This window comes from Martinezella rhizogenes, from assembly GCF_027460065.1.
Taxonomy (GTDB): Bacteria; Pseudomonadota; Alphaproteobacteria; order Rhizobiales; family Rhizobiaceae; genus Agrobacterium; species Agrobacterium rhizogenes_C.
This window is the reverse complement of record NZ_JAPYZZ010000003.1, coordinates 248,565-274,319: the sequence shown is the minus strand read 5'-3', so window position 1 is coordinate 274,319 and position 25,755 is coordinate 248,565. Positions and strand designations below refer to the sequence as shown.

The following is a 25,755-nucleotide window of genomic DNA, read 5'->3' as shown; positions in this document are numbered from 1 at the left end:
GCTACGCGCTGCCTGCGACCCAGGTGGTGTTTTAAAGTGCGCCTTAAACCATTGATAATGGTAATAAGAATTCTTCCTTCCGATTCCAAGCGGTCTCATGGCTCGTTCAGCGATGTTGTTGTCGATTTCGACCCGGCCATCGTCCATGTAGACGCTCAAAGCTGCCCATCGAGACAGGGCATATCGCATCGCCTCGGCCAGCCTCTGCTTCTGTGGCAAAGTTGGGAGCGTGGTTTCGATCCAGACCTTGAGCTCGTCCAGAACCGGCCGGGCATGGTGTTGGCGCAGGGTGTGCCGCTCGTCAGCCGACATGCCTCGGATACGGTTCTCGATATCGTAGAGAACGCCGATACGCGACAGCGCTTCCTCAGCGATCGGAGATGGCTTCAGCTTGATCACATCATGGAACTTGCGCCGCACATGCGCCATGCAGGCGGCTTCGATGATCTGGTTGCCGTAGAGTTTCTTGTAGCCGCCATAACCGTCGGCATGCATGACGCCGTTGAAGCTTGCCAGGTGGTCAGCCGGATGCGCGCCTTTTCGATCAGGACTGTAGTAATAGGCGATGGCTGCGGGATTGGCGGATTGATAGCCACTGCCATCAAAGACGTAGTAGACCCAGACCCTGCCGGTTTTGTCTTGCCCCGCCCCGGGGTCGAGAACATCGACCGGGGTATCGTCCGTATGTATTCCGTCGAGTGCTGCGATATGGGCCCTGATCAACAAAACGAGTGGTGTCAGCAAAGCGGATACGCGGCCGACTCAGTCGGCCATCACGGATCGGGAGATGTCTATCCCCAGCCGGTCGTACATCTCGGATAGCTGGTAGAGGGGGATGTGATCGTCGAATTTGGCGATCATGATATGGGCGAGCAATCCCGGCCCGGGTTTGCCGCGCTCGATCGGCAAGGTCGGCATTTCGCCAGCCACTGTCGTGTCGCATTCCCTGCAGATCATGCGCTTCTCGACATGCCGGACAATCTTGACCGACGCCGGCACGTGCTCCAACATCTGGACCACCCTGTCGGCAGCCTTCAGGAACGAGGTGCCACCGCAGGTCGGGCAATTGCAGGGAGCCACATAGATCAGTTCTTCGGTGGCGAGACCATCGGGCAATGGCATACGCTTCGGCTTCTCGGATGCGTCGTCCAACTCCGGCAGAGGAGTTTTGCCGGAGCGCAGTTCAGCTTCGGCACGGGAGGCCTCAATCTCCTCCAGCATCAGTTCAAACTGCTCTATCTTCCGGTCGATCTTTTTCGAAGAGGCGCTATGCTGCCGATGTCGGAGCAGCTCCAGTTGCGCGCGAAGAAGCCCGATGATGGAGTCTCGCTTGATGACCTCGGCTTCCTGACTCTCAAGCTTCGCCGCCTGTTCGGCGACAAGTGCGCGCAAAGCAGTGAGCTCATCCTGACTGTCCAGCGGCGCTGTATCCATACCCGTAAATCTAGCTGATTTGCCTCCGACACGCTAGCATTGAGCCCCGGATGTCACTGCAAAATATAGCTTTTAGCCCATTCGAGCAGGAGGGGACGTCCAGGCCGGGCGCCGCCAATCGATCCTCTCAACGAGCATTGAAAGCTGCGCCTGCGTCAGGTGCGCGACGCCCTCTTTGGCCGTCGGCCAGGGAAAGTATCCGCGTTCCAAAATCTTGTAAAACAGGCAGAACCCCTGGCCGTCCCACCACAGAAGTTTTATCCGGTCAGCGCGTTTTCCGCGGAAGCCGAAGATTGCGCCCGAGCCCGGCGCCTCCTTCACGACCGTTTCAACCAGCGCCGACAGAGCATCAATGCCACGCCGCATATCGGTCACTCCACAGGCCAGATAGACTCATACATTCGCCGATGGTCCGATCATGCCGCCTCCACGCAAGCGACCAGCGGGCCGAGCAGCTTCAACTCGACGTCAACCGAAACCTTCAAGCACCGACCGTTTCGAAGCAAGATCTCGACGATCGCCGGCCTCGTTACCGTGGTAGACGCCTGACTTACGCCAACCTCCTCCATGATTTCTACTGGAAGGAACACCGTCGGTCGATCCACATAGTTGAACGACTTCCGCCACAAGCGGATCTGGCCCGGATGAATGTCGTGTCGGCGCGCCACATCGCCAATGCGAGCACCGGGCTCATCAGCTTCCGCAAGTATCCTCAGCTTCGCCTCGTCCGACCAACGCCGTCTGCGCTCGGTACCGGACATGATCTCTACGCGGGCCATGAAACCTCTTTGTTCTGGTATTAATGTCAGCACTAATGCTGGTTCTAATGCCAGAACATCGCCCGATTTGCCCCATCAGCAAAAACAGCTCACCAGACGCTCACGGAGCAATTGTCATCTCTTGTCGCTAAAAAAGAATGTGGTCGACCAATCAGCATCAGTATGACCTGATAGGGGTGGCTGCGAAAATGTCGGAAATTTTGCCGCTTTCGACGAGGGAAGGGCGCGATTTGAAAACCGCGCGGCGGCAAAATGCTTCCAGATGCATTTTCTCTTTTCAGAGAAGCGAATTCGGGCGGCATTGCCACCCGAATCTATTCGTTGATCAGGCGACGTCCGCGTCGAACTGGATGCTGTGAAGGCGCCTGTAAAGACCGTCGCTGGCCAACAATTCGCGGCGGCTGCCCTGTTCGACAACTTCGCCATTATCCATCACTACGATCTTGTCGGCACGATTGATGGTGGAGAGACGGTGGGCGATGACAATAGAGGTCTTGTTGAGGGTCAGACGCTCCAGCGCATCGCGCACCAGCGATTCGGATTCCGAATCGAGCGCACTCGTTGCTTCATCGAGGATCAGAATATCCGCATCTCTCAACATCGCACGCGCAATGGCGACACGCTGGCGTTGGCCGCCTGACAGGCCCGAACCGTTCTCGCCGAGCCTTGTGTCGTACCCATTCTGCATCTTCATGATGAAATCATGCGCATTCGCGGCCTTTGCGGCGGCAATGATCTCTTCGTCGGTCGCATTGTCGCGGCCGACAGAAATATTGTGCTTGATCGTACCTGAAAACAGGAAGGTTTCCTGGCCGACATAAGAAACATGTTCACGCAGGCTGGCGAAGGAAACGTCTCGCAGATCCATCCCGTTGATTTCGACGGAACCGTTTTGCGGATCGTAGAGACGCATCATGAGATTGATGATGGTGGATTTACCGCTGCCGGAGGGGCCGACCAGTGCGGTCATCTTGCCGCCCTCGAAGAGGACGCTGACGTCCTTCAAGACCGGCTGGCCGGATACGTACTCGAAGCTGACGTTTTTGAGCTCGACATCGCCGCTTGCTTTTTGAAGAGCAACGGCGTCCTGTTTCTCCGCAAGTGTCAGCGGGGCGTCCAGAACCTCGAACATCATGCGTACGCCAATCATGCCGCCTTCGATTTGTACGCGCATGCGAGCAAGCCGCTTTGCGGGTTCGTAAGCAAGGAGAAGAGCCGTGATGAATGCCATCAAATCTCCGGGGGAGCCACCTTTTTCGAGCACGGTGTAGCCAGAGACGGCAATTACCACGGCGATAGCAAGGCCAGACAGCGTCTCCATGATCGGGCTCGTCGCTGCTTCCAGTTTGGCTATGCCGTTAGCCCGCTGTTCAACATCGGAAACCGCTTTGTTCATGCGCTGACGCATCAGCTTTTCCAACGAAAAAGCCTTGATTACCCGCACACCGATGCTGGTTTCCTGGACGACGTTAACGATTTCGCCCAGTGAAGCAAGTTCGGCCTCCATGATCTTCCGGACGCGCCGCAGCACGAGACGAACGCTGAAGATCGCCACAGGACCGATAATCATGGAAATCGCGCTCAGAAGGAAATTCTGGGCAAACATCACGATGATCAGGCCAAGAAGGGAGAATAGATCGCGGACGAAAGATGTGACGATTGTGTCGATCACGCTGCGCGCAGCCTGGGCGTTGTAAGTGACGCGGACAAGGAGTTCTGAAGATGGCAGGTTCTGGAAGAAGGACACGCCCTGCTTCAGAAGCCGATCGTAAATCTTACGTTGTTGTTCGGCAACGATGCTATTGCCCGCTTTGCTGAGATAGTAGCTTTGTACGAAGGTAGCGAGACCCTTGACGATGAAAATGGCCGCAACAGCAAACGCAATCTCAAGAACGACATCGAAACCTTGCTTCAAATACACGCTATTGACGATATCACGCATGATCCACGCGCTGAGAGAGGTCGTGCCAGCAACCACCAGCATTGCCACAATTGCCGCAGAGTACCAGCCAACGTGTTTTTTGAAGTTTTCCTTAAAAAGCCGCGTCAGCAACTTTTTGTCGTCTGGCGACAAAAATGATCCGATCACTTAAGCATCCTTGCGAATTCAAGACGGGGTCCAAAAAAGAGCGCTCGCATTGCTTGCGGCGCCGTATCACCTCACTAAAACAACCATTTTCGTCAACCTAGTGGCGTAGGTGAACCAATGCTAGGTCTTATCCACTCAACCGTCCGTCGCGACGCCAATTAATATTCCAAGCTATCATCAATACCTTCATAATTCCCACGGAGGAAGAGTTGCTCTGGAACTATAAATTTGATGCAGATCGCGTCACGCAGATAGTCTCCATCCATCGGCATGTCAATATATGAAGTGTTTTCGGACGGGTACTTGAGGGCTCAATACAAGGAGTTTTGCCTCAATGAGAAAGGATCGAGTGCATAATGGCCGACAAGCTAAAGCGTTAAGCCAGTAACTCAACCTCCCACGTCGATCTCAGATAAAAAATGCGATCGCCGGACGCTCACCGTTAATTGGCGGGGGGATTACCGATGGATGGCAGGGGCGCGTGGCAGGACAACGTCTTCGTCGAACGGCTCTGGCGGTCGATCAAATACGAAGAAGTCTACCTCCACGCCTACAAGACCGTGTCCGAGGCCCGCGTCGGCATTGGCCGATATCTGACCTTTTACAATCGTGTTTCATAACGCCTATCTTTCTATGTTTTTGAAGTAAATAGGTTTACTTGATTTTTGGGCGATCCCGCGGGGTATCTGGGGTTCTGTCGCGCGCGATCGACGAGCTGTTTTGTTTGCGGGAGTTCAAGCTTTGAGTGACTGAAGATCCATGGGCCGGCCGGCAAGGGATGCAGGGCCTCGATCTCACCTGATTCCGATGCGATTCTCAATGTTTTTGGCGTAACGCCAAGTAGCTTCGCCGCCTTTCCCAGATTGAGCCAAGGCTCTATCCCTTCTGACTGCGGTCGTTAGACCGGGATATTGCGGTACGACCGGAGTGCTGTGACGCGTTCACTTGTCCAGCGATTGCCATTGCCGGTGGTCAATCCATTGCGATTGAGTATGCCAGCAATCAGGTCGTCGGGCGTAGCGTTTCTTTGGCCATGACGTCGCTTCGGCAGTCGCAGTTCGGTGTGAACTCCACCAGCCCAATGGATGACAAGGACGATCTCGGAAGCCACATCGTCGAGATCGGCAACCACTTCATGAATGACCGTGCGCAGAATCCGTTTTTTAAGTTTGGTATAGGTTGCCGGCGCCGACCAGGCGGCGCGAAGGTTTCCGGCAAGAGCGGCGATATCCAACATGGAATACGACGACACTTGCGGTATCGCAGCTTTGTGGCTGGCAATCTTATTCTCGATCTCGCCAACGCTAGTGAGAGCCTTGTTCCAGCGCGCCTCGAGCTCCGATGCCACCAGCCGGCTCTCCGGATCAGTAGCGTAATATTGCCGGAATGCCCGATCGGCCGTAAAGCTCGCCGCCTCGAGATCTCGCTGAAGGGCGTCGTGAACTTGATCACGACGGTTGGCTATGTTGCGTTCTGCTTCAGCGCTAGCAGCAATGGCTCCCGGTTCAAAGACGCCAAGCAGCATCTCCTCGATCGCATCGTCGACCCGCAGGCCGCCGAAGGCGATGCAGCGAGGCTCACCGTTGTCGAGCAGGCCACGCCAGCAGGAATAGCGAGGAATGTTATGATTGTTTCCAGTGTACCGGACCGTCAGCTTCCGCCTGCGCCTCTTACAACGGAACGGTCGGCAAGCTGAGCGTCGCCATGCTTCGGCGCCCCGTTATGTCGGCTGGCAGCCACAGTATTGCTGACCATCTTGCGGATCTCCTCGGCCCGTTCCCAACTGACATAGCCTTCGTGGGCATCCGCGATTAAGGCCAGCTATTCATTGGGCGCCTCGCGGCGAATTCCGGATCGGCCATCGTATCCCGGCACGGAGCGACTCTTACCATAAGCATACGCACCTCCGTAGATCGGGTTCTCAATCATCCGATGGATGGTTACGTAATTGGGCCTGCGCCAGATGACCTCGCCTCCAGGCCCTGCTCAAGGAACCATAGCAACGCCTGCCGCGCACTGCCGAGTTCGGCAACCTTGTTGAAGACGAGCACAATGGCCTCTTGAATGTGCCGGTCGGGATCCTTCTCGATCCTGTAACCGGCTTTCAAGAATCCAATCAGGACATTAACGACAAGCTCGCCGCGGCGAGCCTTCTCATAGCGGGCGGAAAGAGAAGGTTGGCGCAAGAGATCCAGCGCATACTCGTTGAGGCTGCCCTTCAGCCCCAAAAGCAGGCGGTCATTACCCTGGCGCGGCGCATAGACCGCTTCCTGGTCGATCAGAACGGTGTCGACGACGCGGCACATCTCAATGAGCTGTTGCCAATCCCGGCTGTTGCGGGCAAAGCGCGATACCTCTCGTGCTGCAGCCGCCCCAACCTTCCCAAGGCAGACCTTGGCAACCATCCGGTCGAAGCCGGCGCGGGTTACGCCTCCGGCTGCCGAACGACCAAGATCTTCATCAACTGTTTCGATCTGCGACCAGCCAAGTGCCGTCAGGCGGTCACGCATGGCGTATTGAAGGGCGCTGCTTTCGCGGTTGTGCAGAACCTGATGAGCCGATGATTGTCGGACATATAGAATGGCCTTGCGCTCAAGATGGTGGGCGCTGATCTTCTCATGCATCATGACCGGCCTCCTTCGACTGGGAGGCGCTCTCGCCGTTGGCGTGGTCGACGAGCAGCCGTACGATGAGTGCCGTCAACGCCTGTTGTGTTCCTTCCGGCAACGTCTGCCATTGCGGCATCGCTGGTGTCTTCCCGCTGTGTATGCTCGAGAACAGATCGAACTGATATGTCGTAAACTGGCGAGGCATGGACATCTCCCCGACTCGTTTCGTGAGAGATCAATGCTGCGCTCATATCCGCGCCTTGTGACGGAGTGCCTGCCTCTTCCAGCAACTTTGCCAAAGCAAGAGAGGTGGCTCGGTTTGCCTGAACAGTTTCGGGCGTTTGGTTAAGTGGATTTCCGCCTCGACTATGCCGCCACTATCATCGGTGCCAGCGCGTTGGAGTAGGCCTGATCAGGCGTCTGCCGGTCAAGCGATGAATGTGGGCATCGGTTGTTGTAAAAGGTGAGATATCGGCCAATGCCGACACGGGCCTCGGATACGGTCTTGTAGGCGTGGAGGTACACTTCTTCCTATTTGATCGACCGCCAGAGCTGTTCGACGAAGACGTTGTCCCGCCACGCGCCCTTGCTATCCATCGAAATGGCGATTTCGGCCTTCTGACCTGCCGGTTCCACCTTCGCTTCATCGCCGAAAACGCCTGTCGCCCCCTCAAGAAGCTGGTCTTTCCACCGTTTGATCTGGTTGGCGTGCACATCAAACTGCTGGGATAATTCCACCAGCGTCTGCTCGCCTCGGATGGCCGCCAGTGCAACCTTTATCTTGAAAGCCGGACTATGGTTCCGGCGTGGTCGTCTCGTCATGGTATCTCCTGTTTCCGGCATCTAAGCCGAAGTCAGGCAGAAATTCCACTTAAACCCACTGTCCAGATTTCCCGAGCCACCTCTGGTTGATCCGTCCCCATAAACCCGCCGCTCGCCACTCGTAAAACAGGCCTGCACAGTTGTAAAAGGCGGAAAATCCTTGGGCAGCATTCACCACTGACAACCCGTCGAAGCAATGCAGAGCAACGCATTCATAACCTCGCGAAGATCGGTGCTACGCGGCCTGCCCAAACGCCTTGGTCCAGATAGGCAGGACGGTCAATCCCCATTCCCGATCCGTCAGGTCACTTGCATAGCGGCGCGCGCGTCGGGCATATTTGCCAACGGGTGAAATCAGTCCAACCCATTGTGGTCTTCGTTCGCACTAAGCAAACAAACATAATCACAAATGACTGATTTCACTCAACTCTTTTTCGGTCAGGCTCTTAGAGACGCTCTATTTCAATGCTGTCATCCTTTTTCAATGCTGTCAAAAATGATGTCGCTCTTTCGATATCATCAAATGGTATTTGACGAATAACATCATCCGGTAAATCCCACCATTTACTAGCTAAAAGGGTTTGGATTGTATCCTCATCAAATCTATAATCTATAACTTGTGCGGGACTCCTTACTACAATGGCATAAGGAGGAACATCCCTAGTAACAACGGCTCTTGCACCAATAATTGCGCCATCTCCTATTTTAACTCCATTCTTGATCCAGGCACCATCCCCAATCCATACGTCGTTGCCTATTATTACAGGCTCAATGTACCAAAATCCGTCGTAGGTTGGCATTTTTTGAGATTTAAAACCTAATTCATCGAAATAGAAAAACGGTGACGTCGATAAAAACGCTTTTGGGTGATTTCCATGCCCTATTACAACTCTTTGACCAATAGAGCAGAATGACCCAATAACCGTTCCTACACTCACAATACATATGTCTGGTGCGGCGTAGGAATATCGACCAATGTGTTGGATATTGGGAATCCATGTCTCCATCAAATTAGCTTCAGGCTTTTTGTAACGAAAACAATCTAGATAGCGTTTCCAAATTAGATCTTCATGCTCGAACGGAACGGGGCCATTGGTCTCTTCTGCAAGTATCCTTCTGAAAGACCTTCTAACTTTTCGGCTCGGGTGAACACGTGACCCAATTTTCATTTTATATTTTTGAAGACGTGAGACAGGACGATTCTGAGCTAGGGCGACGTTGTTGCCAGGTGGCGTAATTGGTTTCTGAGTTCTCGCCATGTTTTCAAGAATCATGGAAACATCATAGTCGGTGCGACTTTTGATGAAATTTGTTATATGCTCGATCTTTTGAATACCACTTCCAGGTTCAAACCGACCATTTGAAAAAAAGAGTGCTCGCCGCTTTATAAATGGGCAGCTATCCTCCACCAACAGACGATCTGCACAAGTGATTATAAAGTTTGCCGGAGAAACGTTGGCATATTTTTCAGTTGATGCCCAGCTAGCGAAAGTATAACCGCGAGCCGCGAAATATGGAGTCTGGGATAGCTCGTGAAGATTAACAGAGTCTGCGTAATTTTCAATTTTTGGTAGTTGATTCCAATAATCTTCAAAATCTTTAGTGGAAATTAAAGATCTACGATAGGAAACAAAAAAAGATTGAATATGCTGAACTTCCAAGCCGTCGGTCTTTTTTTGATTATAGCCAGCCAAGCCCCAGAAATCGCAAGCTGTTGAATCCATTTTTTTGAACATATCTGAAAGTGGAAGTACTGGGCCATACAATGTGAAGTTTGTAACGAGAACTTCATCAAAGTCCGCAATATACTCATATCCCAATTGCTCGAATGCTGCTTTGTATGCCCAAGCATCAAGTCCATAATTTTCTCTGATTATTAATGTATTCGACGCGGAGCTAAGCTTATTGTACCCATCTTCGTTTACATGTCCATTTACAACTACTACGACTTTGGATGCATAGTTATAAAGTGAATTTAGGGCATGAATGACATAATCATCAACGATGCCATCGGCATCCCAGAAAAAATAAACAATCAGTCGATTTACTTTTTTCTCAAGCGTGGTCATAGAAATTCCATCCATCGTATAGTCCTTTATTAAGCATACCTAATTGTAGAATTCAGTCGCGCGGCCATCCAAATGTGCAACAACAAGCGGCACACGGCGACGAAATAGAGATATCCCCTTAGTAGGTCCACAATGCTTGACCGAATCCGGACTTCGACCGCGTATGGAGCGATAGTCGGTCAATGCTTCGGGGCAACAAATCGCACACGAACTTAAGCTCTAGCGACATGTCATCGTAAGTGATCACGATGTAGCGCACGGTCTACCGCACCTCGTGTCAAGTACTCACGCCCTGCTGAACCGCAAACGGCGGTGTTGCTCTCTCGGGGGCAACCACCTCTGCGCGCCTCACCCTCTGACGGGGCTTCAACTTCAGAGCCGGTTCTTCGATTAGCTTCCAAGAGAGCACTCCGAGAAGCAGAGTGGGAGCTACAGCAAGAAAGAAGTTTAGCCAATGATTGGCCGAAGGCAGGAAGTGTGCAACAATCTGCTGGCATAAGAAGCCGTAAAGATATGCCCCGTAGGAAAAATCGCCGTATCGCTCAAGCCAAGCAAAAACTGGCTGTGCAGCGTGACCGAATGCGAGAGTTAGGTACGGCACCACAATCAGCGCCACTACCTCAGAGCGAAGCCAATCGGTGGCAAGCAGTGGGAGCAACAGGAGCATGAGCACAGCTACCTGCAGATTCAGGTATTGCCCCCTTTTGCACCACAATCGATATGCGGCCCCCCAGAGGAAATATGGCGCCATCTCCAGTGCATTCAACGAGTTGGTGCCCCAAAAGACCGGGGGCGCATCGGGAATATGTATGCGGGTAAACCAAACTGAAGCTGCTGACAGCGCTAGCGCCGCAACAACCACAGCATATCGAGACATTGGCAGAAGAAGAACAAGCGGCATGATGAGATACATCAGGAATTCGACTGGCAGCGTCCACAGCGAGCCATTTACTGCGTTGGGATAAATGTTGCTCGCAAACATGCCAGGCAAGCTGTAGTTGGGCAATAAGCCCACATTCCAAAAATAGCTCCATGTACCGGATTTGGCAAAGTAGGTACTGACAGGCAATACCGTGAGTGTTGGCCCCACAAGGAGAACAGTGACTAGGCACAGAATGATCAGAGCAGGAAAAATTCGTAAACTGCGCCGGAGAAGGTAGCGCACCACGTTCGGATCTCGCACCCAACTCTCCGATATGAGGTAGCCGCTGATCACAAAAAACACCTTCACCGCGAGCGTGGATACCGGGCTACCCAGATAACCCGGTCCATGACCACCGGAGAGTGGAAAAGAATGACCAAAAACCACAAGCACAGCAGCGATCAGTCGAATAGCGGCGAAGTTGTCTCCGTGCTGTTCACTCGCATGCTGCTCCTGCGTTCTAGTTGGAACCACAGTCATTACCTTCGCCGATCACCATGAAAAATCCTCATTTTTCGCCAAGATCCCGACCGCCGAAGGCGAGCCAAGAGTGTTGCAAGTTGTAAGTATGTCATGCTCGCAAGATCCTCGACCCTAGGATCTTTTCGCCCTCTCCTCATTGCGGGCCAACGCATGGGTGCTGACCAGCGCCAACTTTTCGAAGAGAGAATTGCGGTGATCTCTCTCTCACACGACGCCCTGTCTCCTTCATGCACAGGCATTCCGATCATTGCCAGATTGTACAGATCACGCAACTGTTGAGCAGAGCCGGGCGGCAGGAGGATCGGCAGGTTGTCAATCTTCCCGTAGATCGCGAGGTGGTTTGACTTCCACTCGGCTTCATTATGATCAGTACGTGAGGAGTCTTCTGTCCGCTTCCACCAATGATAGATTGAGGTGATCTCTTGGGACGAGCTTACCCCGACAACGATCGCAACCCGTTGCAAAAAATCCCAGTCTTCAGTGGTTGTCAGCGATTCGTCGAATCTGATGTTGAGTTCATGGAACGCGCCATGTGGAAAGGCGAGCGCGCACGTTGGAGATTGGTTCATCACCAAGTGCTGGACAATGTCGAAGACAGCCCGATAAGGGTCGAATGCACCGACTGCGCGAACCCCTTTTCTCCCGCCAACAGTCACAGTATCAACGTCTTGGCGGGCACAAATCGCACGGAGCACTGCACCCGGCTTCTTTTCTGCAAGTGTTCGGAAAGTCGAAACCCAGTGCGCCATCGGAATGTCGTCATCGTCCAGAATGGCAATATATTCCCCGAGTGCTTCTTCAAAGCCGCGGTTGAGCGGTCGGGTCCGGTTGCCATCATAGACTCGAATAAGCCGAGTGGCGTTGCGAAGCCACTCTGGAGTGTCCTCTATCGCGCGTTCTACAGACATCTGTTGTTCAAGCGACAATTTGTGCCCGACTACAAGCAACTCGAAGTCTCGGTCTTCTTGGCCAGCTAGCGCTGTCAATGCCTCATCTAAGCAGTGCGGACGCTTGCCCTGAGTCCGCATGACAATTGACAAGAACGGACGTTCGGAGTGCCGCGCACTATCTTCAAGGTAAGCGTGGGCGGTCACTTGCGGTCCTGCAACAACCAAACTTACAAACTGATTTACAACGGCTGAATCATCAATATTCTCGCGCAAAGATTTCAAAACGGAATGGAGTGTTGTTCCCGTTGCAAGCGCAGGGTGAGTGTCCGGGAAATACTGGTCGCTGCTAACCAAATCCACGTCGTTGCGGTCAACAATATGCAACCCGGCTGCCCCAAAGGTCCTCTTAAGCGAGATACGACTGAATAGCCTGGTATGTGTGTGGTCGAGCAGACCCGAGCGCGTATAGTCCCAATGACCGAATGCCAATTTAAAGCCAATATCGCGGTGTGCAACATTAGGGACACTAATAATCGCTGGAGCATTTGTTTGGCCAATTAGCTCGCGAATCACGCGCAAAACCATATCGCCATTCGGCAAGTGCTCGAGCGTGTCAAGCATTGTCAATGAGCCCACCTGTCGCCCAGCCAGGATCTCGCGAAGAGCGTTCAAAGTCTGCTCGTAAGTATCGAACAGGAGTTCATGGGCTTCGAAGCCGCGAAACTTGAGCGATTGCAAACCCTCTGCCGCACCATCAATACCAATGTAGTCGCGCTCGAGTATCTCTGTGAGCGGTTCAGCAATTCGGCCAAAACCACAGCCTAGATCGAGATGAACGGTTCGCGTTCTATCCCGCACTTCCGGGTCAACGGTTCGGTATCGCGCAAGTAATGCCAGCGCATGCCCGTAAACGTTGTCATGCTCAAATGCATGATCATAGTGTCCATCTAGGTTCAACATCAGAGTATGTACCTATGCTTGGTATAAAAATGACCATCGAATCCGCCGATGCGATGGGCAGCGTCTCGTGGTGTCGGCAGCGTCCCAGCCGCTTCCTTCTCTTCGAACTTCTTGAGCGCGGCTAGTTCGTCGGGACCACCCTTGCGAAATCTAGATGCAATTCTCTTAACGAGATCGGGTCTTGACCACTTGTGGGCTATCAATAGACCTGCCTCGGCCGAGTAGCGACGTTCGGCACTAGATGGCTGCCAAGCACCTTGTTGCGAGACGCGTTTGTCGTGAAAAACGACGGCACTAGGCATGAAGATTACCTTATATCCCGCCTCGCGTACGCGCCATGAATAATCGACATCATCGCAATACAGGAAAAATGTATCTGCATCGAACCCCTCAATCGCGTTGAAAAGAGCAGTTGGGGTTAGCGCGCAAGCCGTCGTCGCCCAGCCTGTCTCTCCGGTATTTGGATCGTAGGCCTTGGGGTGCTCGATTGGAAGTTGCTTAGCCTCCACCATCCCCGTCTTTTCGTCACTGAATGGTGCAAGCATGTTTTCGAACAGCCGTGGGGAGACCACAACGTCGGGATTGAGAATGAGCAGAAAGTCGGTATCCGCGTGCTCCGCTAGGCGATTGTGCCCTCGAGCGGAACCAAGGTTCTCGTCAAAAAAACGATACGATAGTTTAAATGTCCCTGAAAATTCAGTTGACAAGCGTTCAAGCGCGGCCTCAGAAAGACAGCGTTGCGCAGACGTATCGCCATAACTCACGCGTACCTCGGTGCAGTGCCCGTCCCTTACAGCGAGTTCAATTGCCCTTGTGAGGGACTCCAGAGCTCTGCGGATCGACGTTTCATCTACATGATAGAGAATTGATTGAACCTGAATCGACACGCCACAATGGCTTGTTTTTGGTAACTGAAACATGTTCCCCACTCTCTAGTCTTATTCTGCTACCGTAGTTCGGCGAGCATGCGCCTATCAAATGTGTCCGCCACGAATCAGCCAATTGCCGACGCGCTTTGAACCTTCGACAAACGAGACCTTCGGCGAAACACCTGTTGTTGCGCGCATCGCACCTACGTCTGCAACAGCTGCTCTGACATCTCCATCACGAAACTTGCCGCAAATCACAGGCTTAGCTGCCCCATGCAGTTCAGCAATCACTTGGGCGGCTTCCAAGATGGTCGTTTCCGTCCCGGTGCCCACGTCAAATTTGTGATCAACCACACTATTGTCTGCCAAGACACTTTCGATGACTTTAACGACATCATCAATGTGAACAAAGTCGCGGCCTATAAGCCCATCTTCATAGACTGGTATCGCCTGACCTTCTCGAGCAAGCCGATGAAATACATTGATAATCCCGGTATACGAATTATAGGGTGACTGCCCTTCGCCATACACATTTTGAAGTCGCAGTATACTCAGCGGGACCCCGAATGCTCCACACCACGAAGCGAGAATGTGCTCCTGTGCTAGCTTGGTCGCTCCATATACGCTGGTCGGCCGTGGTACGACAACCGATGCGTTGTGCGGGATGGGTGTAGCAGCGGCTCCGCTAGGGCCGCTGGGTACCCATTGTCCTTGGGCCAACATTTCGTGGGTCCGAGGTTTCGGATAGAAATCTACTCCAGTCGAAGTGTCCCGCCACATGCCCTCGCCATAAATGGCGCGGCTTGACGCCAAAACGATGCGGTTGGGTCGAACATTCGCGCGTGCGAACGCATCGAGCATTTCCGTGGTCCCGACTACATTGACCGAGGCATGACGTGTTGCCTCGGTAAGCGACTGCGCTGTTCCCGTTTCCGCGGCCAAATGCACGACCTTCACCGGTCGGTATTCCGCTAAGAGATCAGCCCAAGTATTCGCGTCTCGCACGTCCCGCTTCAGCAGAATGACGCGGTCGTCCATAAATTCGGACCGTTCTCCACTAGGATGTACCTGCTCAAGAAAGCTATCGACAGCGACCACCGGCAGACCAGACGCGCAAATGAGCTTGCTGAGAGCTGAGCCTATAAACCCCGCACCACCAGTTACTATAATACAATCACGCATTTAATCGCTCCGGCTAATCTTTTACGTAGGTCGGCAGGCCATTTCCCGCCCCATAAGCACAATGTTTCTTTTCGTATATAGCCTCGAAAATAACAAATCTACGTGGCTAGGCCAATTTTTCCCCAGCAATCGACACAACGCGAAGATACATGGGGCCGTTTGGCGGCCACACGGCATCGACGAACTTGCGCCACATGTGGACATGGCAAAATACCAACTGCGTAGGGGCGACATAGCCCTCCTGGAGTGATGAGGGTGTGCGGCCTCGGCACCTGCTCTAAGCCCCAAGTTTGGAGCGCCGGGAATTGGAGTTTTCCGGCTGTTACCACGATGACGGGCTGGTTGCGCCACCGGGATTATGCATCGCAATCGGGACCTTATACCCGATTGCCGAATGAGGGCGATCCTCATTGTAGTATCGACGCCAAGTCTCCAACGTTTCGCGCGAATCCGCAAGGGTCAGGAACCAATGCGCGTTCAGGCACTCGGCCCGAAGCTTGTTGTTGAAGGCCTAGATGAAGCCGTTATCGGTCGGTTTTCCGGGCCGAGAGAAGTCCAGAGTGACGTTGTTGGCGTAGGCCCAAAGGTCGAGGTCGCGAGAGATGAACTCGTTGCCATTATCGACCCTGATCGTTTTGGGATAGCCCATGCCCTTGCAGATACGCTCCAGCGTCTGAACCACATCCTCACCGCGATAGGTGAACCGTGCGTCGGTGGCGGGGCAGTAGCGCGAGTGCGTGTCGACCACAGTCAGGATGCGTAGCTTCTTGCCGGTCGCGAGCTGGTCGTGAACAAAGTCCATCGCCCAGACATCGTTCGGCCCGACCGCCTCCTGGCGATCGTCTCTGAGCTTTGCCTTCACCCGACGCTTGGGATGCCTGTTGCGCAGCTGAAGGCCTAACTCGCTGTAAATCCTGCGCGTCTTCTTCATATTGATCTTCCATCCATCGCGGCGCAAGTGGACATGGACACGCCGGGTAGCCATACCGCACGCGTGTCTCGCAAATCTCCTTGATCCGTCTCTCGAGTGGGGCCTGTTCGGTGCGACGGGACTTGTAGTGATAGGTCGACGTGTCGAACTTCAGCGCCTGGCAGGCCCGTCGGATCGATATGCCCCAATCCACCAACATCCCGTCGATCAGCTTGCGCTTCCGGACAGGCCTCAGAGCTAATGGGATGGTCCGCGTTGTCTCCCGAGAGCATAGTGGGGATGGGCAAAGGAGGGCCCTGATTATGAATCGTAACCAACCGCAGGAGTGCGCCGTCTTTGGAGTAGATATTGGAAAGAACCTCTTCCATGTCGTGGGCCTTGATTGCTCAGGCGCGATCGTTCAGCGCGTCAAATTCCGACGTGAGACTTTGTTGCAGTTTTTCGAACGGGCTCACCGGACGCTTGTTGGAATGGAAGCCTGCCCGGGATCGCAATGGCTCGCGCGCAAACTGCAGACGATGGGTCATTTCGTCTGCATTATCCCTGCGCAATTCGTGAAGCCCTATGTGAAGTCGAACAGGAATGACATCATCGATGCCGCGGCAATCGCCGAGGCTGCAACGCGACCGACAATGCGTTTTGTTGGTGTCAAGCAAGCGGATCAGGTTGACCTTCAAATGCTGCACCAGGTTCGTAGCCGACTGGTATCGGCCCGGACGAACCTGATTTGCCAAATGCGCGCCCATTGCCTCGAGCATGGTGTCGCGATGCGGCAGGGAGCTGGCGTATTCAAGGTCGACATTTGCCGGGTTATGGATGACCTCGACAATGATCTGACGCCTATGGCGCGATCTGTTCCACGAGATCTACATGATGATTTCCGCCGGCTCGAAGCCCGGATCAGACAGGTCTCCGACGACATTGAGAAGATCGCCGATACCGACGAGCGCGCAAGACGCCTTATGACAATTCCGGGGATCGGGCCGCTTGGCGCAACCGCCATACTTTCCGCGATCGGTGATCCGACACGCTTTTCCAAAGCCCGGGACGTTGCGGCTTGGCTGGGCCTGGTGCCTCGACAATATTCCACCGGAGGGAAGCAGAACCTCCTGGGCATCAGCAAACGCGGCAACAATTATCTTCGTCGCTTGATCATTCAATGTATGCTGCATCTCGATCGCGGCAAGGATCGTCTTGGCGTCTGGATCGACACCTTGCGGCTGAGAATGCATGTTAACAAGGTGACCGTAGCTTTGGCTGCCAAGCTGGCCCGTATCGTTTGGGTTGTCCTGACAAAGCCGGGGGCCACGTACATGCGTCAGGTCGCAGCTTGACCCAATCGCCTTTCTGGCCGTTGAGGCCGGACAGATTGCGAGGTTCGAGGGTGATGACGAGACAGTTGATCGACATTCTGTAAATCCTGGTCGAAAGCGGGCTTCGTGCCCGAAGAAGCTATTTGGAAACAGAATGTGCGGATCTCATCAGGGCCTGGCTGCAACAGCAGTCCACTCGCGAGAGGCCGGATACATTTACGCAAACTGCTATCGCCGGAACCTAAAATCCTTGCAATGACAGGGCGGACCATACATTTCGGCGGATGACGTCCTGCAACATCTCGCGGTCCAGTGTCAGATCCGCGACGATCTTCTTGAGCCTGGAATTCTCATCTTCCAGAGCCTTTAATCGCCGCATCTCGTCGGGCAGTAGACCCGCATACTTCTTGCGCCAATTAAAATAGGTCGCCTGGCTAGTTCCAGCTTTCCGGCAAATCTCAGCCACCGGCACGCCATCGTCACCCTGCTTGAGAATGAACGCCTTCTGTGCGTCCGAAAAAATCGATGCTTTCATTGCTTCCGCTCCTGTTCCCAGCCGGGAATCTAGCGCGAAAAACTCCAATCAAAAACGATCCAGTTTTTGGGGATCAGAGCAATCAGAGCAGTTACTGGCAGCTAGGATCTCAATCTTCTCTTCGTCCGACCAATTCCTGCGCTTGCGACGCCCTGTGATGAGCTCCACACACCGATAATCGCTATCATCATGCATGGCAAGCGTTGCATTATTGAACTTTCATGCTGCTGTGAAAAGCATCGTTGCTTTTGATCAGTGAAAGGTATTCCTCAAGGTATTCTGATGCCAACTGTTTGATGTCGAAGCATTTACCTAAGCTGATTGCGGTCTCACGCAGTTCCTCTCTCAGAGATGCGTCGAGAATTTTCTCCATGATTTGCGAAAGCTCATCCACAAACATTTCTGTATCGTCAATTGGCTTAAAAATGATGCCGGCTTGTTTTGAATCAAGTGTCGTCATCCTTTTGATTTCACCAACGTCAGTGGCAATGCACGGAATTCCGACCTGAAAAGCTTGAATAAGGCTTAGCGGAAATGACTCGCCTGGATATCGGCTAGGAAGCAGAGCTACGTCACTAAGTCGATATAGTCCATGAACCTCGCTGATGAATCCGAGAAAATGAATCGTGGGGTCGCTGGCCGCGATCTTTTTGGCATCTTCTACGCTGGTTCCCTCTCCGGCCATAAGTAACGCCAATGGAATGTCTGGGCGACGTTCCCGCAATTTCAGGTAAGCTCTAACGGCCTCGATCCATCCTTTGCCTTCGACACCCCGTGCGGCCAGAGAAAAGACAATCGCGTCTTTCGATATTCCCAAGTCCGTTCGAGTTTTTGGAAATGGTCTCTCATCCACCGGAATGGCATTTCGTACTTTTAAGAACTTATTGTCTGGTATGTTCAAGCCTTCGAACGGTACACGGTTGCGTTCGGCTAAATATGCAAATCGATCGACCTTTTTACTCCATCGACTAATTCTACTCTTTGAAATTTTCATGGCTTCGTAAGAACCGTGCAATGTGCAGAAGTATGCACATGGTAAGTCGCCATTTTCGAGGAAGAGTTTATCGACGTTCGCTACATGAGAATGAACAATCGATATCCCCGCACGTTCCAAAAAGTTCACGGCACCCATCTCTCGAACATGGTTCGCATTGTAGATAGGTATCGCGGGGTTCAATAGTTGTTTCACCCGTTGTTGATCGTCGGTGGTGTGAATCTGTAAAACCGAGACGACCACTCCCAATTCGTGGAGCGCATTTGCCAAGTGAATAGGCAATATTTCACCGCCACCGAAAGTGAAGCCGAGTAGTCCGATTAAGATGTGAGGCTGAACGCGCGACGTTGCTTTCAACTCATTTTCTTTGATAATTGTTTCGAATTTTTGTCCGCCTACGCGTGAGCGTTTAAAATTTTTATAGGATTCAGCGAGAAACCGCGCTAGTATTTCTTCCGGAATCAGCCATTTTGATTTTAAAATCTTCATGATGCGAAAGTATTCATCGTAATATGATGGATCGCTTTGTGCTTTTTTTCCGGACGTATTATTGGCGTGTATTCGAAAGTAACTTACTGCCGTGGGTTCATATGCGATTTGTCCTCCACTCGCGATAACGGAATAGAGGAACCAATCGGCCATGATTTTAAATTCCGAGGCCTGAGCCCAAACATCTTCAGAAATGTGAAAACGACGCCATAACGAGCCACCAACATTGGGTATGGCATTTTTAACACCAAAGCCGTTGCAAAACCATTCGGATGCGGGTCGGACGATTGTGTGATCCCATATGCCCGGTTCGCATTCTTCGCGGTAATCATCCAGCCCCTGTACAAATTCGCCGCTGGTATTAGCATACTGGACACTTCCAAAAGACAGCATGACGCTCGGATCTCTGAAGGCGCGGATTGCACGCTCCACAAATGTTGGTTCGCAGAAGTCATCGCTTTCGCAAATCCACACGACGTCACCCGTTGCCTGCGAGTGACCTTTCGCCCATTGCCGAAATACGCTGCCAGAATTCTTCGTTGCGAACACTGACTTTATGCGTGCGGGATGTTTACTTACATACGCTTCTATTATCTCGCGACTATTGTCGGTCGAACAGTCATCTAGAATTATGATGTCAATAAGGGGATAGGTTTGATTAAGAATACTCTCAATGCGTTGTGGTAGATAATTCGCATGATTGTAGTTTGGAACAATCGCGGTGACCTTCAATCCGGTCTTGTTTCCTAATTCAGATATGCGTTTTGCTAGTGCTTCATTTTCATTGATGCGTCGATAATATTTTATGCAGAACTGGTCGACCTTCCGCACCAACAACATCGGATCACGTTTTTCCGCAGACTTGAAAAAACGCTCGCGTCGACGCTGGCTGAACCGCTCAATCTTTGAAAGCTTGTAAAGCAACCGCGAGTAAAGCAGATTTTTAAGTAGTCGCATTAGCGACACGTTGCCTGCCCAGTTTCCACGTTGGAGCGAATCTACCTCCCCGGATATGAAATCGATATCGGCGATCAGATTGTCCATCAGTTTGCTTTCGTCTTCACGGCGTGTGGCCAAATCGCATTCCTGACTTTGTATAGGTTCCGGCAACATGCTTCGCATTTGGATCGCGATAACTTATTCTGGTTCGCAAGTCGAGCACATGATTTTGACAGGTGACCCGCCACGCCGGGGCATATCACTCACGTTTCCACGCACTATCTGGACGTCGCGCTTAAAGTTCTGTCGGGGTGTTGAACGAATCGACAGTGGAGAATTCGGACAAGGTTTTACCGAGAGCGCCCTGGAGAAATCCGATAGCTTTTGCCCTGCGCCGTGCTGAAAAAAGCACTTGAGGTGAGAGAAAGAGAAGACAGGCTTGCAGGAGAGTGGAGGTTTTAGCAAACGGCCTATGGTGCTTTTTTCCAGCATAAATCCTTGACTGAGCCATGTGATATGCCTTCAGTCTGGCAATCTCTGGAGACCGTCCAGAGGAGTGACCAGCTGAATGAACTACTGTTGATTTTCGCACAAACATCAGCTCGCCAAGAGCTGCTAAGCGTAGAGATAGATCATCGTCTTCATGGTACATAAAAATATTGGGATCGAAACCACCAACATAGTCGAAGCTTCTTTTGGATACAAAGAGCGCGGCACCGCTCAGTACCGGGACTATTGCGTCTTCACTTGGCCAGCCTTTGCTCATGTAGAGTTGGCGAGGCAAAAGCCAAGATCGCCTCTTAAAGTACGGGCTTCCGTCTGCGTTATAAATTCGCGGATTAAAAGCAACTGCCGAAGTATACTGAGCAGCTGCTTCAAGAAGAGCCTCGATTGCCCCCGGATTTAATCTAGCGTCGGGATTCACAAAGAAAATCCAAGGGGACTCGGCAACTTCAGCTCCGGCGTTGCAGCCCCGACCGAATCCGAGATTTTTATCGAGTTTCACAACTCTGACGTTCCTTTTTGGAGGGAGATCGGCAAAAGTATTCGTGTGCCCGTTGTCCACTAGGACGATTGGGGTTTCGTCCGGAATCGACGTAATCATATCCCGGACAAGCCCATCGCTTTTGTAACAAACCGAAACCACTGTAACGGCGGAAAGTGGTAACGCTGTCATTTCAACTCCAATAGCATCTGGCCAATGATGAATGTCCACATCGAAAGGCAGGTTGTTGACCCCTTGTGGAAATTGGCCGGTGAAGCGTTCTTTACGACGCGGCAAGCTTTCTCAAATAAACGCCATAATCGCCCTTGCCGGCATTTTCTGCTATAATGTCAAACTCCGCTTCTGTTATGAAACCCTTAGTGAGTGCAATCTCTTCAGGGCAAGCAATCTTGAAACCCTGTCGCTTTTCCAGCGTACGCACGAATTCACCGGCTTCAAGAAGACTGTCGGGTGTTCCCGTATCTAGCCAGGCGTAGCCGCGCCCCATGATCGACACTTTAAGCTTGCCGCGCTCAAGATATATGCGATTTACATCGGTAATCTCGTATTCGCCACGTGTCGAAGGCTTGAGGTTGGCTGCGATGTCGACCACATCGGCGTCGTAAAAATAAAGACCGGTTACTGCCCAACTGGATTTGGGCTTCGCGGGCTTTTCTTCGATGGAAATGGCTCGCATTTCGCTATCGAAATCGACCACACCATAACGCTCGGGATCGTTGACGTGATAGGCGAAAACAGTCGCGCCATCGATTACGCCCGTGCCGGCCTGCAGAAGTTCCGGCAATCCGTGACCATAATATATGTTGTCGCCCAGGATAAGGCACGAAGGCGAACCCGCCACGAAGTCTGCCCCGATTATATAGGCCTGCGCCAGCCCATCTGGACTTGGCTGAACAGCGTATTCGATGGAAAGACCCCATTTTGCGCCGTCACCCAGAAGAGACTGGAAAAGCGGCATGTCATGGGGTGTCGAGATGATGAGAATTTCACGAATGCCGGCCAGCATCAACGTGGTCAGCGGATAATAGATCATCGGCTTGTCGTAGACCGGCAGGATCTGCTTCGAGACCGCCAATGTCATTGGATGCAAACGCGTGCCGCTGCCTCCGGCCAGAATGATGCCCTTCATGGCGTTTCCTTTTTGCTCTGCGCAAGAGCGGTGACCACCGCGCGCGTTGATGTTTGCCAGGCCGGCAATCTTATTCCGAAGACCTCTTCCAGTTTGCTGCAATCAAGCCGGGAATTTACTGGGCGCTTGGCCGGGGTAGGGTATTGCGCCGTCACGATATCGTTGACGACCATCGGCTTTCCGCCATTTTCGGCGGAAAATGCGAATATCTGTTTCGCGAAATTTGCCCAGTTGGTTTCACCCGTTCCAGACAGATGAAAAACGCCACGCAGACGGAGGGAAGAATCTGCCGAAAGCTGCCTTGCGATTTCGATGATTGCGCTGGCGATATCGTTTGCCGAGGTGGGGCATCCGAACTGGTCCGCAACCACATTGATTTCGTCGCGGCTTTCACCTAGCCGGAGCATGGTCTTCACGAAGTTGTTGCCATATTCCGAATAAACCCATGCGGTGCGCAGAATGGCGTGATTGGGGGTATTGTCCGCGACGGTCTTTTCGCCTTCGAGCTTCGAGAGGCCGTAGACGGACATGGGGCCAATCGGGTCAGTTTCGACATAAGCCGTAGCCTTGGTCCCATCAAAAACGTAGTCCGTGGAAAGATGAATAATTGGAACGCCCAGTTCCTTTGCCGCTTGCGCGACGGCTCCTGCTCCATCCCGGTTGACAGCGAAAGCAAGCTCCGGCTCGCTCTCTGCCTTGTCGACAGCGGTATAGGCGGCAGCGGAAACCACGACGTCGGGCCTTGCGTCACGTAGTGCCTGCAACACAGTTTCAGGTTGGGCGAGATCGAGTTCGGGTCGACCCAGAGCTATGATCTCCAGATCGACACTCGCCAATGCCTGAAGGGCGCTGACGACCTGTCCGTTTTTACCGGTCACTGCAAGCCGCATTCGTTCAGCCTTTCGTTAGAACGCCGAGGCGCTCTCCGGAGTACACACCCTCGCGCAGCGGCTGCCACCACCACGCATTGTCGAGATACCATTCTACTGTCTTGCGGATGCCGGTGGCGAAGTTTTCCTGCGCTTTCCAACCGAGTTCGGTTTCAAGCTTGGTCGCATCGATGGCGTAGCGGGCGTCGTGGCCGGGACGATCCGTCACGTATTTGATGAGCTCGGCATAGGGCGTGGATTGCGGGCGCAGCTCGTCGAGAATGGAACAGATGCAGTTCACCACATCGATGTTCTTTTGCTCGTTTCTGCCGCCGACATTGTACTTCTCGCCGGCAAGTCCCTTCTGCACGATGAGCCACAAAGCGCGTGCGTGGTCTTCCACGTAGAGCCAGTCACGTATGTTGGCGCCGTTTCCGTAGACTGGCAGCGGCTTGCCTTCCAATGCGTTGAGGATGATCAACGGAATGAGCTTTTCCGGGAAATGGAATGGCCCGTAATTGTTGGAGCAGTTGGAAATCACGACCGGAAGGCCATAGGTGCGCTGCCAGGCCGTGGCGAGATGATCGCTCGCGGCTTTCGAAGCGGAGTAGGGCGACGACGGATCGTAAGGCGTTGTTTCCTCGAAAAGGCCATCGTCCCCGAGCGAGCCATAAACCTCGTCGGTGGAGACGTGAAGCATGCGGAAATTCGCCTTGGCGTCATCCGCAAGGCCGCTCCAATATTGCCGCGCTGCTTCCAGCATCGTGAACGTGCCATTGATATTGGTCTGAATAAAATCAGCGGCGCCGGTTATTGAGCGATCGACATGGCTTTCGGCGGCCAGATGCATCACATAATCCGGCTGAAATGTCGCGAAGGCGTCATTCATTGCGGCCCGGTCACATATGTCGGCCTGAAGGAAGCGATGGTTCGGTGCGTTCTCAATTGGCTTGAGGGAGGCGAGGTTCCCCGCATATGTCAGCTTGTCTACGGTGAGAACATCCGCGCCGACCTCGCTTACAAGATAACGGACGAGGGCCGAGCCGATGAAACCGGCGCCGCCGGTGACTAGAACGCGCATAATCAGTTCCCGGTGTTCTGATAAGTGAAATATTCAGGCAATTCGGATAGGAGCGGTTGCTTGGCATCCTTGTCGGAAAGCACGCAGCCATCATTGTTTGGCCAGTTGATACCGATGGCCGGGTCGTCCCATTTAACACCGCGGTCATGTGCTGCGCTGTAGGGGGCCGTCACCTTGTATGAGATAACAGTATCTTCGACGAGCGTCATGAAGCCATGGGCAAATCCCGCCGGTACCCAAAGCTGCTCACCGTTTTCCGGAGACAGCTCGACAGCTGCCCACTGACCGAAGGTGGGTGAGCCTGTTCGGATGTCGACCGCCACGTCGAGCAGCCGCCCATGAATGCATCGAACAAGTTTGCCCTGCGCAAAGGGTTCCGCCTGAAAATGGAGCCCACGCACGGTTCCTGCCTGTGCAGACAAGGATTCATTATCTTGCACGAACTCCACATTCGCTACATTTTCGCGAAACCACTCCCGTTTGAAAACCTCGCTGAAGTAACCCCTGTTGTCGCCAAAACGAGCCGGGATTATCTTTTTCAAGCCTGATATCGGGAATACTTCTAGTTGCACTTCGCGGATCCTGTCTCATCTGCCTACTCAGGGTGATATGACTTTATCGGGACGGACAGTCAATAACGCTTTCTTGATCACCCACACAAGGGCATCCTTCATTCGCGCGTTGAGGTCTATGATGCGGCAGCCCACCGGGCTTCTCATTCCCCCATCGCCCGCATCCGCGCGCCCACGTCGATGCGGATCCGCTGCACGCTGCGTTCCGAGGTGGCGGCCGAAACCAATGGCCGCGTGGCCGTCTCGAAAGATTGCAGCAGGGTTGCCGGTATACAGCGGGTTTTTGGTGCGTAGACGCGCCGGACGCCCTGCAGGTTTTTCTACGTGTGATTTTTAGTTGCTCAGAGGCGTAGCAAGCCTAACGCCCACTCCCTTGCCGCCGGATTCTTCGATGAATTCTATGCCGGAGGCTTCGAAAGCAGCGCGCACGGCATTCATTGTGGAGGATTTTAAAGCCTCCCCTCTTTCCAAACGCGCCACTGTATCAGGAGAAATTTTGGCCTCTTTCGCCAAATCTCTTGTTCCCCATCCCAGAGCTGCTCGAGCCATTTTGCATTGAATAAAGTTCATTTCGTAATGCTGATACGATTTCTGTTGAATAAGGCGGCAGCTTTGTTATCGTATCAATGATACGAAAATCTCGTTTCGAGAAATGCCCAAAATCAAGCTTATGGGAGCTCAGATCATGGATGATTCTGAGAATAGCAGATATTTGTCTATTGTAACACGACGCAGAGTGCTTTCCGTGCTTGCGGCCTTGCGGCCTTGCGGCCTTGCGGCCTTGCGGCC

19 protein-coding genes and 7 pseudogenes are annotated in these 25,755 nt (G+C 53.0%); 2 read left to right on the top strand and 24 right to left on the bottom strand.

What is annotated here, in order from left to right; genetic code table 11:
- Positions 1-69: 69 nt before the first annotated feature.
- The 4 genes and pseudogenes from tnpC to O8B93_RS07775 form a co-directional block, all read right to left on the bottom strand.
- A pseudogene (gene tnpC, locus O8B93_RS07790) lies at positions 70-1,434 on the bottom strand (IS66 family transposase); the annotation flags it as partial.
- A gap of 72 nt (positions 1,435-1,506) precedes the next feature.
- Complete coding sequence (gene tnpB / locus O8B93_RS07785) at positions 1,507-1,821, bottom strand: IS66 family insertion sequence element accessory protein TnpB (RefSeq protein WP_269709335.1); 315 nt, start codon at positions 1,819-1,821, stop codon at positions 1,507-1,509.
- A 29-nt stretch (positions 1,822-1,850) separates the two neighbouring features.
- The gene (gene tnpA / locus O8B93_RS07780) at positions 1,851-2,213 is read right to left on the bottom strand and encodes an IS66-like element accessory protein TnpA (RefSeq protein WP_269709262.1); all 363 of its coding nucleotides are present in this window, start codon (positions 2,211-2,213) and stop codon (positions 1,851-1,853) included.
- Positions 2,214-2,538: 325 nt separating this feature from the next.
- Positions 2,539-4,302, bottom strand: a complete 1,764-nt coding sequence (locus O8B93_RS07775) for an ABC transporter ATP-binding protein (RefSeq protein ID WP_269709261.1) — start codon at positions 4,300-4,302, stop codon at positions 2,539-2,541.
- A 458-nt stretch (positions 4,303-4,760) separates the two neighbouring features.
- Here O8B93_RS07775 and O8B93_RS07770 point away from each other — a divergent pair.
- Positions 4,761-4,910 (top strand): annotated as a pseudogene (locus tag O8B93_RS07770) (integrase core domain-containing protein); the annotation flags it as partial.
- Between the two features lie 290 nt (positions 4,911-5,200).
- Here O8B93_RS07770 and O8B93_RS07765 read toward each other — a convergent pair.
- The 12 genes and pseudogenes from O8B93_RS07765 to O8B93_RS07715 all read right to left on the bottom strand — a co-directional run.
- The gene (locus tag O8B93_RS07765) at positions 5,201-5,827 is read right to left on the bottom strand and encodes a hypothetical protein (RefSeq protein ID WP_269709260.1); all 627 of its coding nucleotides are present in this window, start codon (positions 5,825-5,827) and stop codon (positions 5,201-5,203) included.
- A 415-nt stretch (positions 5,828-6,242) separates the two neighbouring features.
- Positions 6,243-6,929 carry a recombinase family protein gene (locus O8B93_RS07760; protein WP_269709259.1) on the bottom strand — a complete coding sequence of 229 codons (687 nt, stop codon included), beginning with the start codon at positions 6,927-6,929 and terminating at the stop codon, positions 6,243-6,245.
- Positions 6,919-7,116, bottom strand: a complete 198-nt coding sequence (locus O8B93_RS07755) for a hypothetical protein (protein WP_269709258.1) — start codon at positions 7,114-7,116, stop codon at positions 6,919-6,921. Before O8B93_RS07755 ends, O8B93_RS07760 begins: the two co-directional genes overlap by 11 nt.
- 161 nt (positions 7,117-7,277) lie before the next feature.
- A pseudogene (locus O8B93_RS27925) lies at positions 7,278-7,520 on the bottom strand (integrase core domain-containing protein); the annotation flags it as partial.
- Positions 7,521-7,538: 18 nt separating this feature from the next.
- Positions 7,539-7,733: pseudogene (locus O8B93_RS27920) on the bottom strand (transposase); the annotation flags it as partial.
- 85 nt (positions 7,734-7,818) lie between these two features.
- A pseudogene (locus O8B93_RS07745) lies at positions 7,819-8,101 on the bottom strand (transposase); the annotation flags it as partial.
- A gap of 78 nt (positions 8,102-8,179) precedes the next feature.
- Positions 8,180-9,817, bottom strand: a complete 1,638-nt coding sequence (locus tag O8B93_RS07740) for a rhamnan synthesis F family protein (protein ID WP_269709257.1) — start codon at positions 9,815-9,817, stop codon at positions 8,180-8,182.
- Between the two features lie 262 nt (positions 9,818-10,079).
- Positions 10,080-11,204, bottom strand: a complete 1,125-nt coding sequence (locus O8B93_RS07735) for an acyltransferase family protein (protein WP_269709255.1) — start codon at positions 11,202-11,204, stop codon at positions 10,080-10,082.
- The gene (locus O8B93_RS07730) at positions 11,204-13,057 is read right to left on the bottom strand and encodes a methyltransferase domain-containing protein (RefSeq protein ID WP_269709254.1); all 1,854 of its coding nucleotides are present in this window, start codon (positions 13,055-13,057) and stop codon (positions 11,204-11,206) included. The genes O8B93_RS07735 and O8B93_RS07730 overlap by 1 nt, the downstream gene beginning before the upstream one ends.
- The gene (locus tag O8B93_RS07725) at positions 13,057-13,977 is read right to left on the bottom strand and encodes a glycosyltransferase (RefSeq protein WP_269709253.1); all 921 of its coding nucleotides are present in this window, start codon (positions 13,975-13,977) and stop codon (positions 13,057-13,059) included. Before O8B93_RS07725 ends, O8B93_RS07730 begins: the two co-directional genes overlap by 1 nt.
- Positions 13,978-14,031: 54 nt before the next feature.
- Positions 14,032-15,108: an NAD-dependent epimerase/dehydratase family protein gene (locus O8B93_RS07720; protein ID WP_269709251.1), complete on the bottom strand. Its 1,077-nt coding sequence runs from the start codon at positions 15,106-15,108 to the stop codon at positions 14,032-14,034.
- A 322-nt stretch (positions 15,109-15,430) separates the two neighbouring features.
- A pseudogene (locus O8B93_RS07715) lies at positions 15,431-16,277 on the bottom strand (IS3 family transposase); the annotation flags it as partial.
- A gap of 64 nt (positions 16,278-16,341) precedes the next feature.
- Here O8B93_RS07715 and O8B93_RS07710 point away from each other — a divergent pair.
- On the top strand, positions 16,342-17,373 hold the full coding sequence (locus O8B93_RS07710; RefSeq protein WP_405049045.1) for an IS110 family RNA-guided transposase: 1,032 nt from the start codon (positions 16,342-16,344) through the stop codon (positions 17,371-17,373).
- A 256-nt stretch (positions 17,374-17,629) separates the two neighbouring features.
- Here the strand turns inward: O8B93_RS07710 and O8B93_RS07705 are convergent.
- The 8 genes and pseudogenes from O8B93_RS07705 to O8B93_RS07670 all read right to left on the bottom strand — a co-directional run.
- Positions 17,630-17,887 (bottom strand): annotated as a pseudogene (locus O8B93_RS07705) (transposase); the annotation flags it as partial.
- Positions 17,888-18,095: 208 nt separating this feature from the next.
- A complete protein-coding gene (locus O8B93_RS07700) occupies positions 18,096-20,447 on the bottom strand; it encodes a glycosyltransferase (RefSeq protein ID WP_269709250.1) in 2,352 nt (783 codons plus the stop codon).
- A gap of 157 nt (positions 20,448-20,604) precedes the next feature.
- Positions 20,605-21,591, bottom strand: a complete 987-nt coding sequence (locus tag O8B93_RS07695) for a glycosyltransferase family 2 protein (protein ID WP_309568497.1) — start codon at positions 21,589-21,591, stop codon at positions 20,605-20,607.
- On the bottom strand, positions 21,578-22,444 hold the full coding sequence (rfbA, locus tag O8B93_RS07690) for a glucose-1-phosphate thymidylyltransferase RfbA (RefSeq protein WP_269709248.1): 867 nt from the start codon (positions 22,442-22,444) through the stop codon (positions 21,578-21,580). The genes O8B93_RS07695 and rfbA overlap by 14 nt, the downstream gene beginning before the upstream one ends.
- A complete protein-coding gene (gene rfbD, locus O8B93_RS07685) occupies positions 22,441-23,334 on the bottom strand; it encodes a dTDP-4-dehydrorhamnose reductase (RefSeq protein ID WP_269709247.1) in 894 nt (297 codons plus the stop codon). The genes rfbA and rfbD overlap by 4 nt, the downstream gene beginning before the upstream one ends.
- Positions 23,335-23,338: 4 nt before the next feature.
- Positions 23,339-24,394, bottom strand: a complete 1,056-nt coding sequence (rfbB, locus tag O8B93_RS07680; RefSeq protein WP_269709246.1) for a dTDP-glucose 4,6-dehydratase — start codon at positions 24,392-24,394, stop codon at positions 23,339-23,341.
- Positions 24,395-24,396: 2 nt separating this feature from the next.
- Positions 24,397-24,966: a dTDP-4-dehydrorhamnose 3,5-epimerase gene (gene rfbC, locus O8B93_RS07675; protein WP_269709245.1), complete on the bottom strand. Its 570-nt coding sequence runs from the start codon at positions 24,964-24,966 to the stop codon at positions 24,397-24,399.
- Positions 24,967-25,299: 333 nt separating this feature from the next.
- A complete protein-coding gene (locus O8B93_RS07670; RefSeq protein ID WP_269709244.1) occupies positions 25,300-25,536 on the bottom strand; it encodes a helix-turn-helix domain-containing protein in 237 nt (78 codons plus the stop codon).
- Between the last annotated feature and the right edge of the window lie 219 nt (positions 25,537-25,755).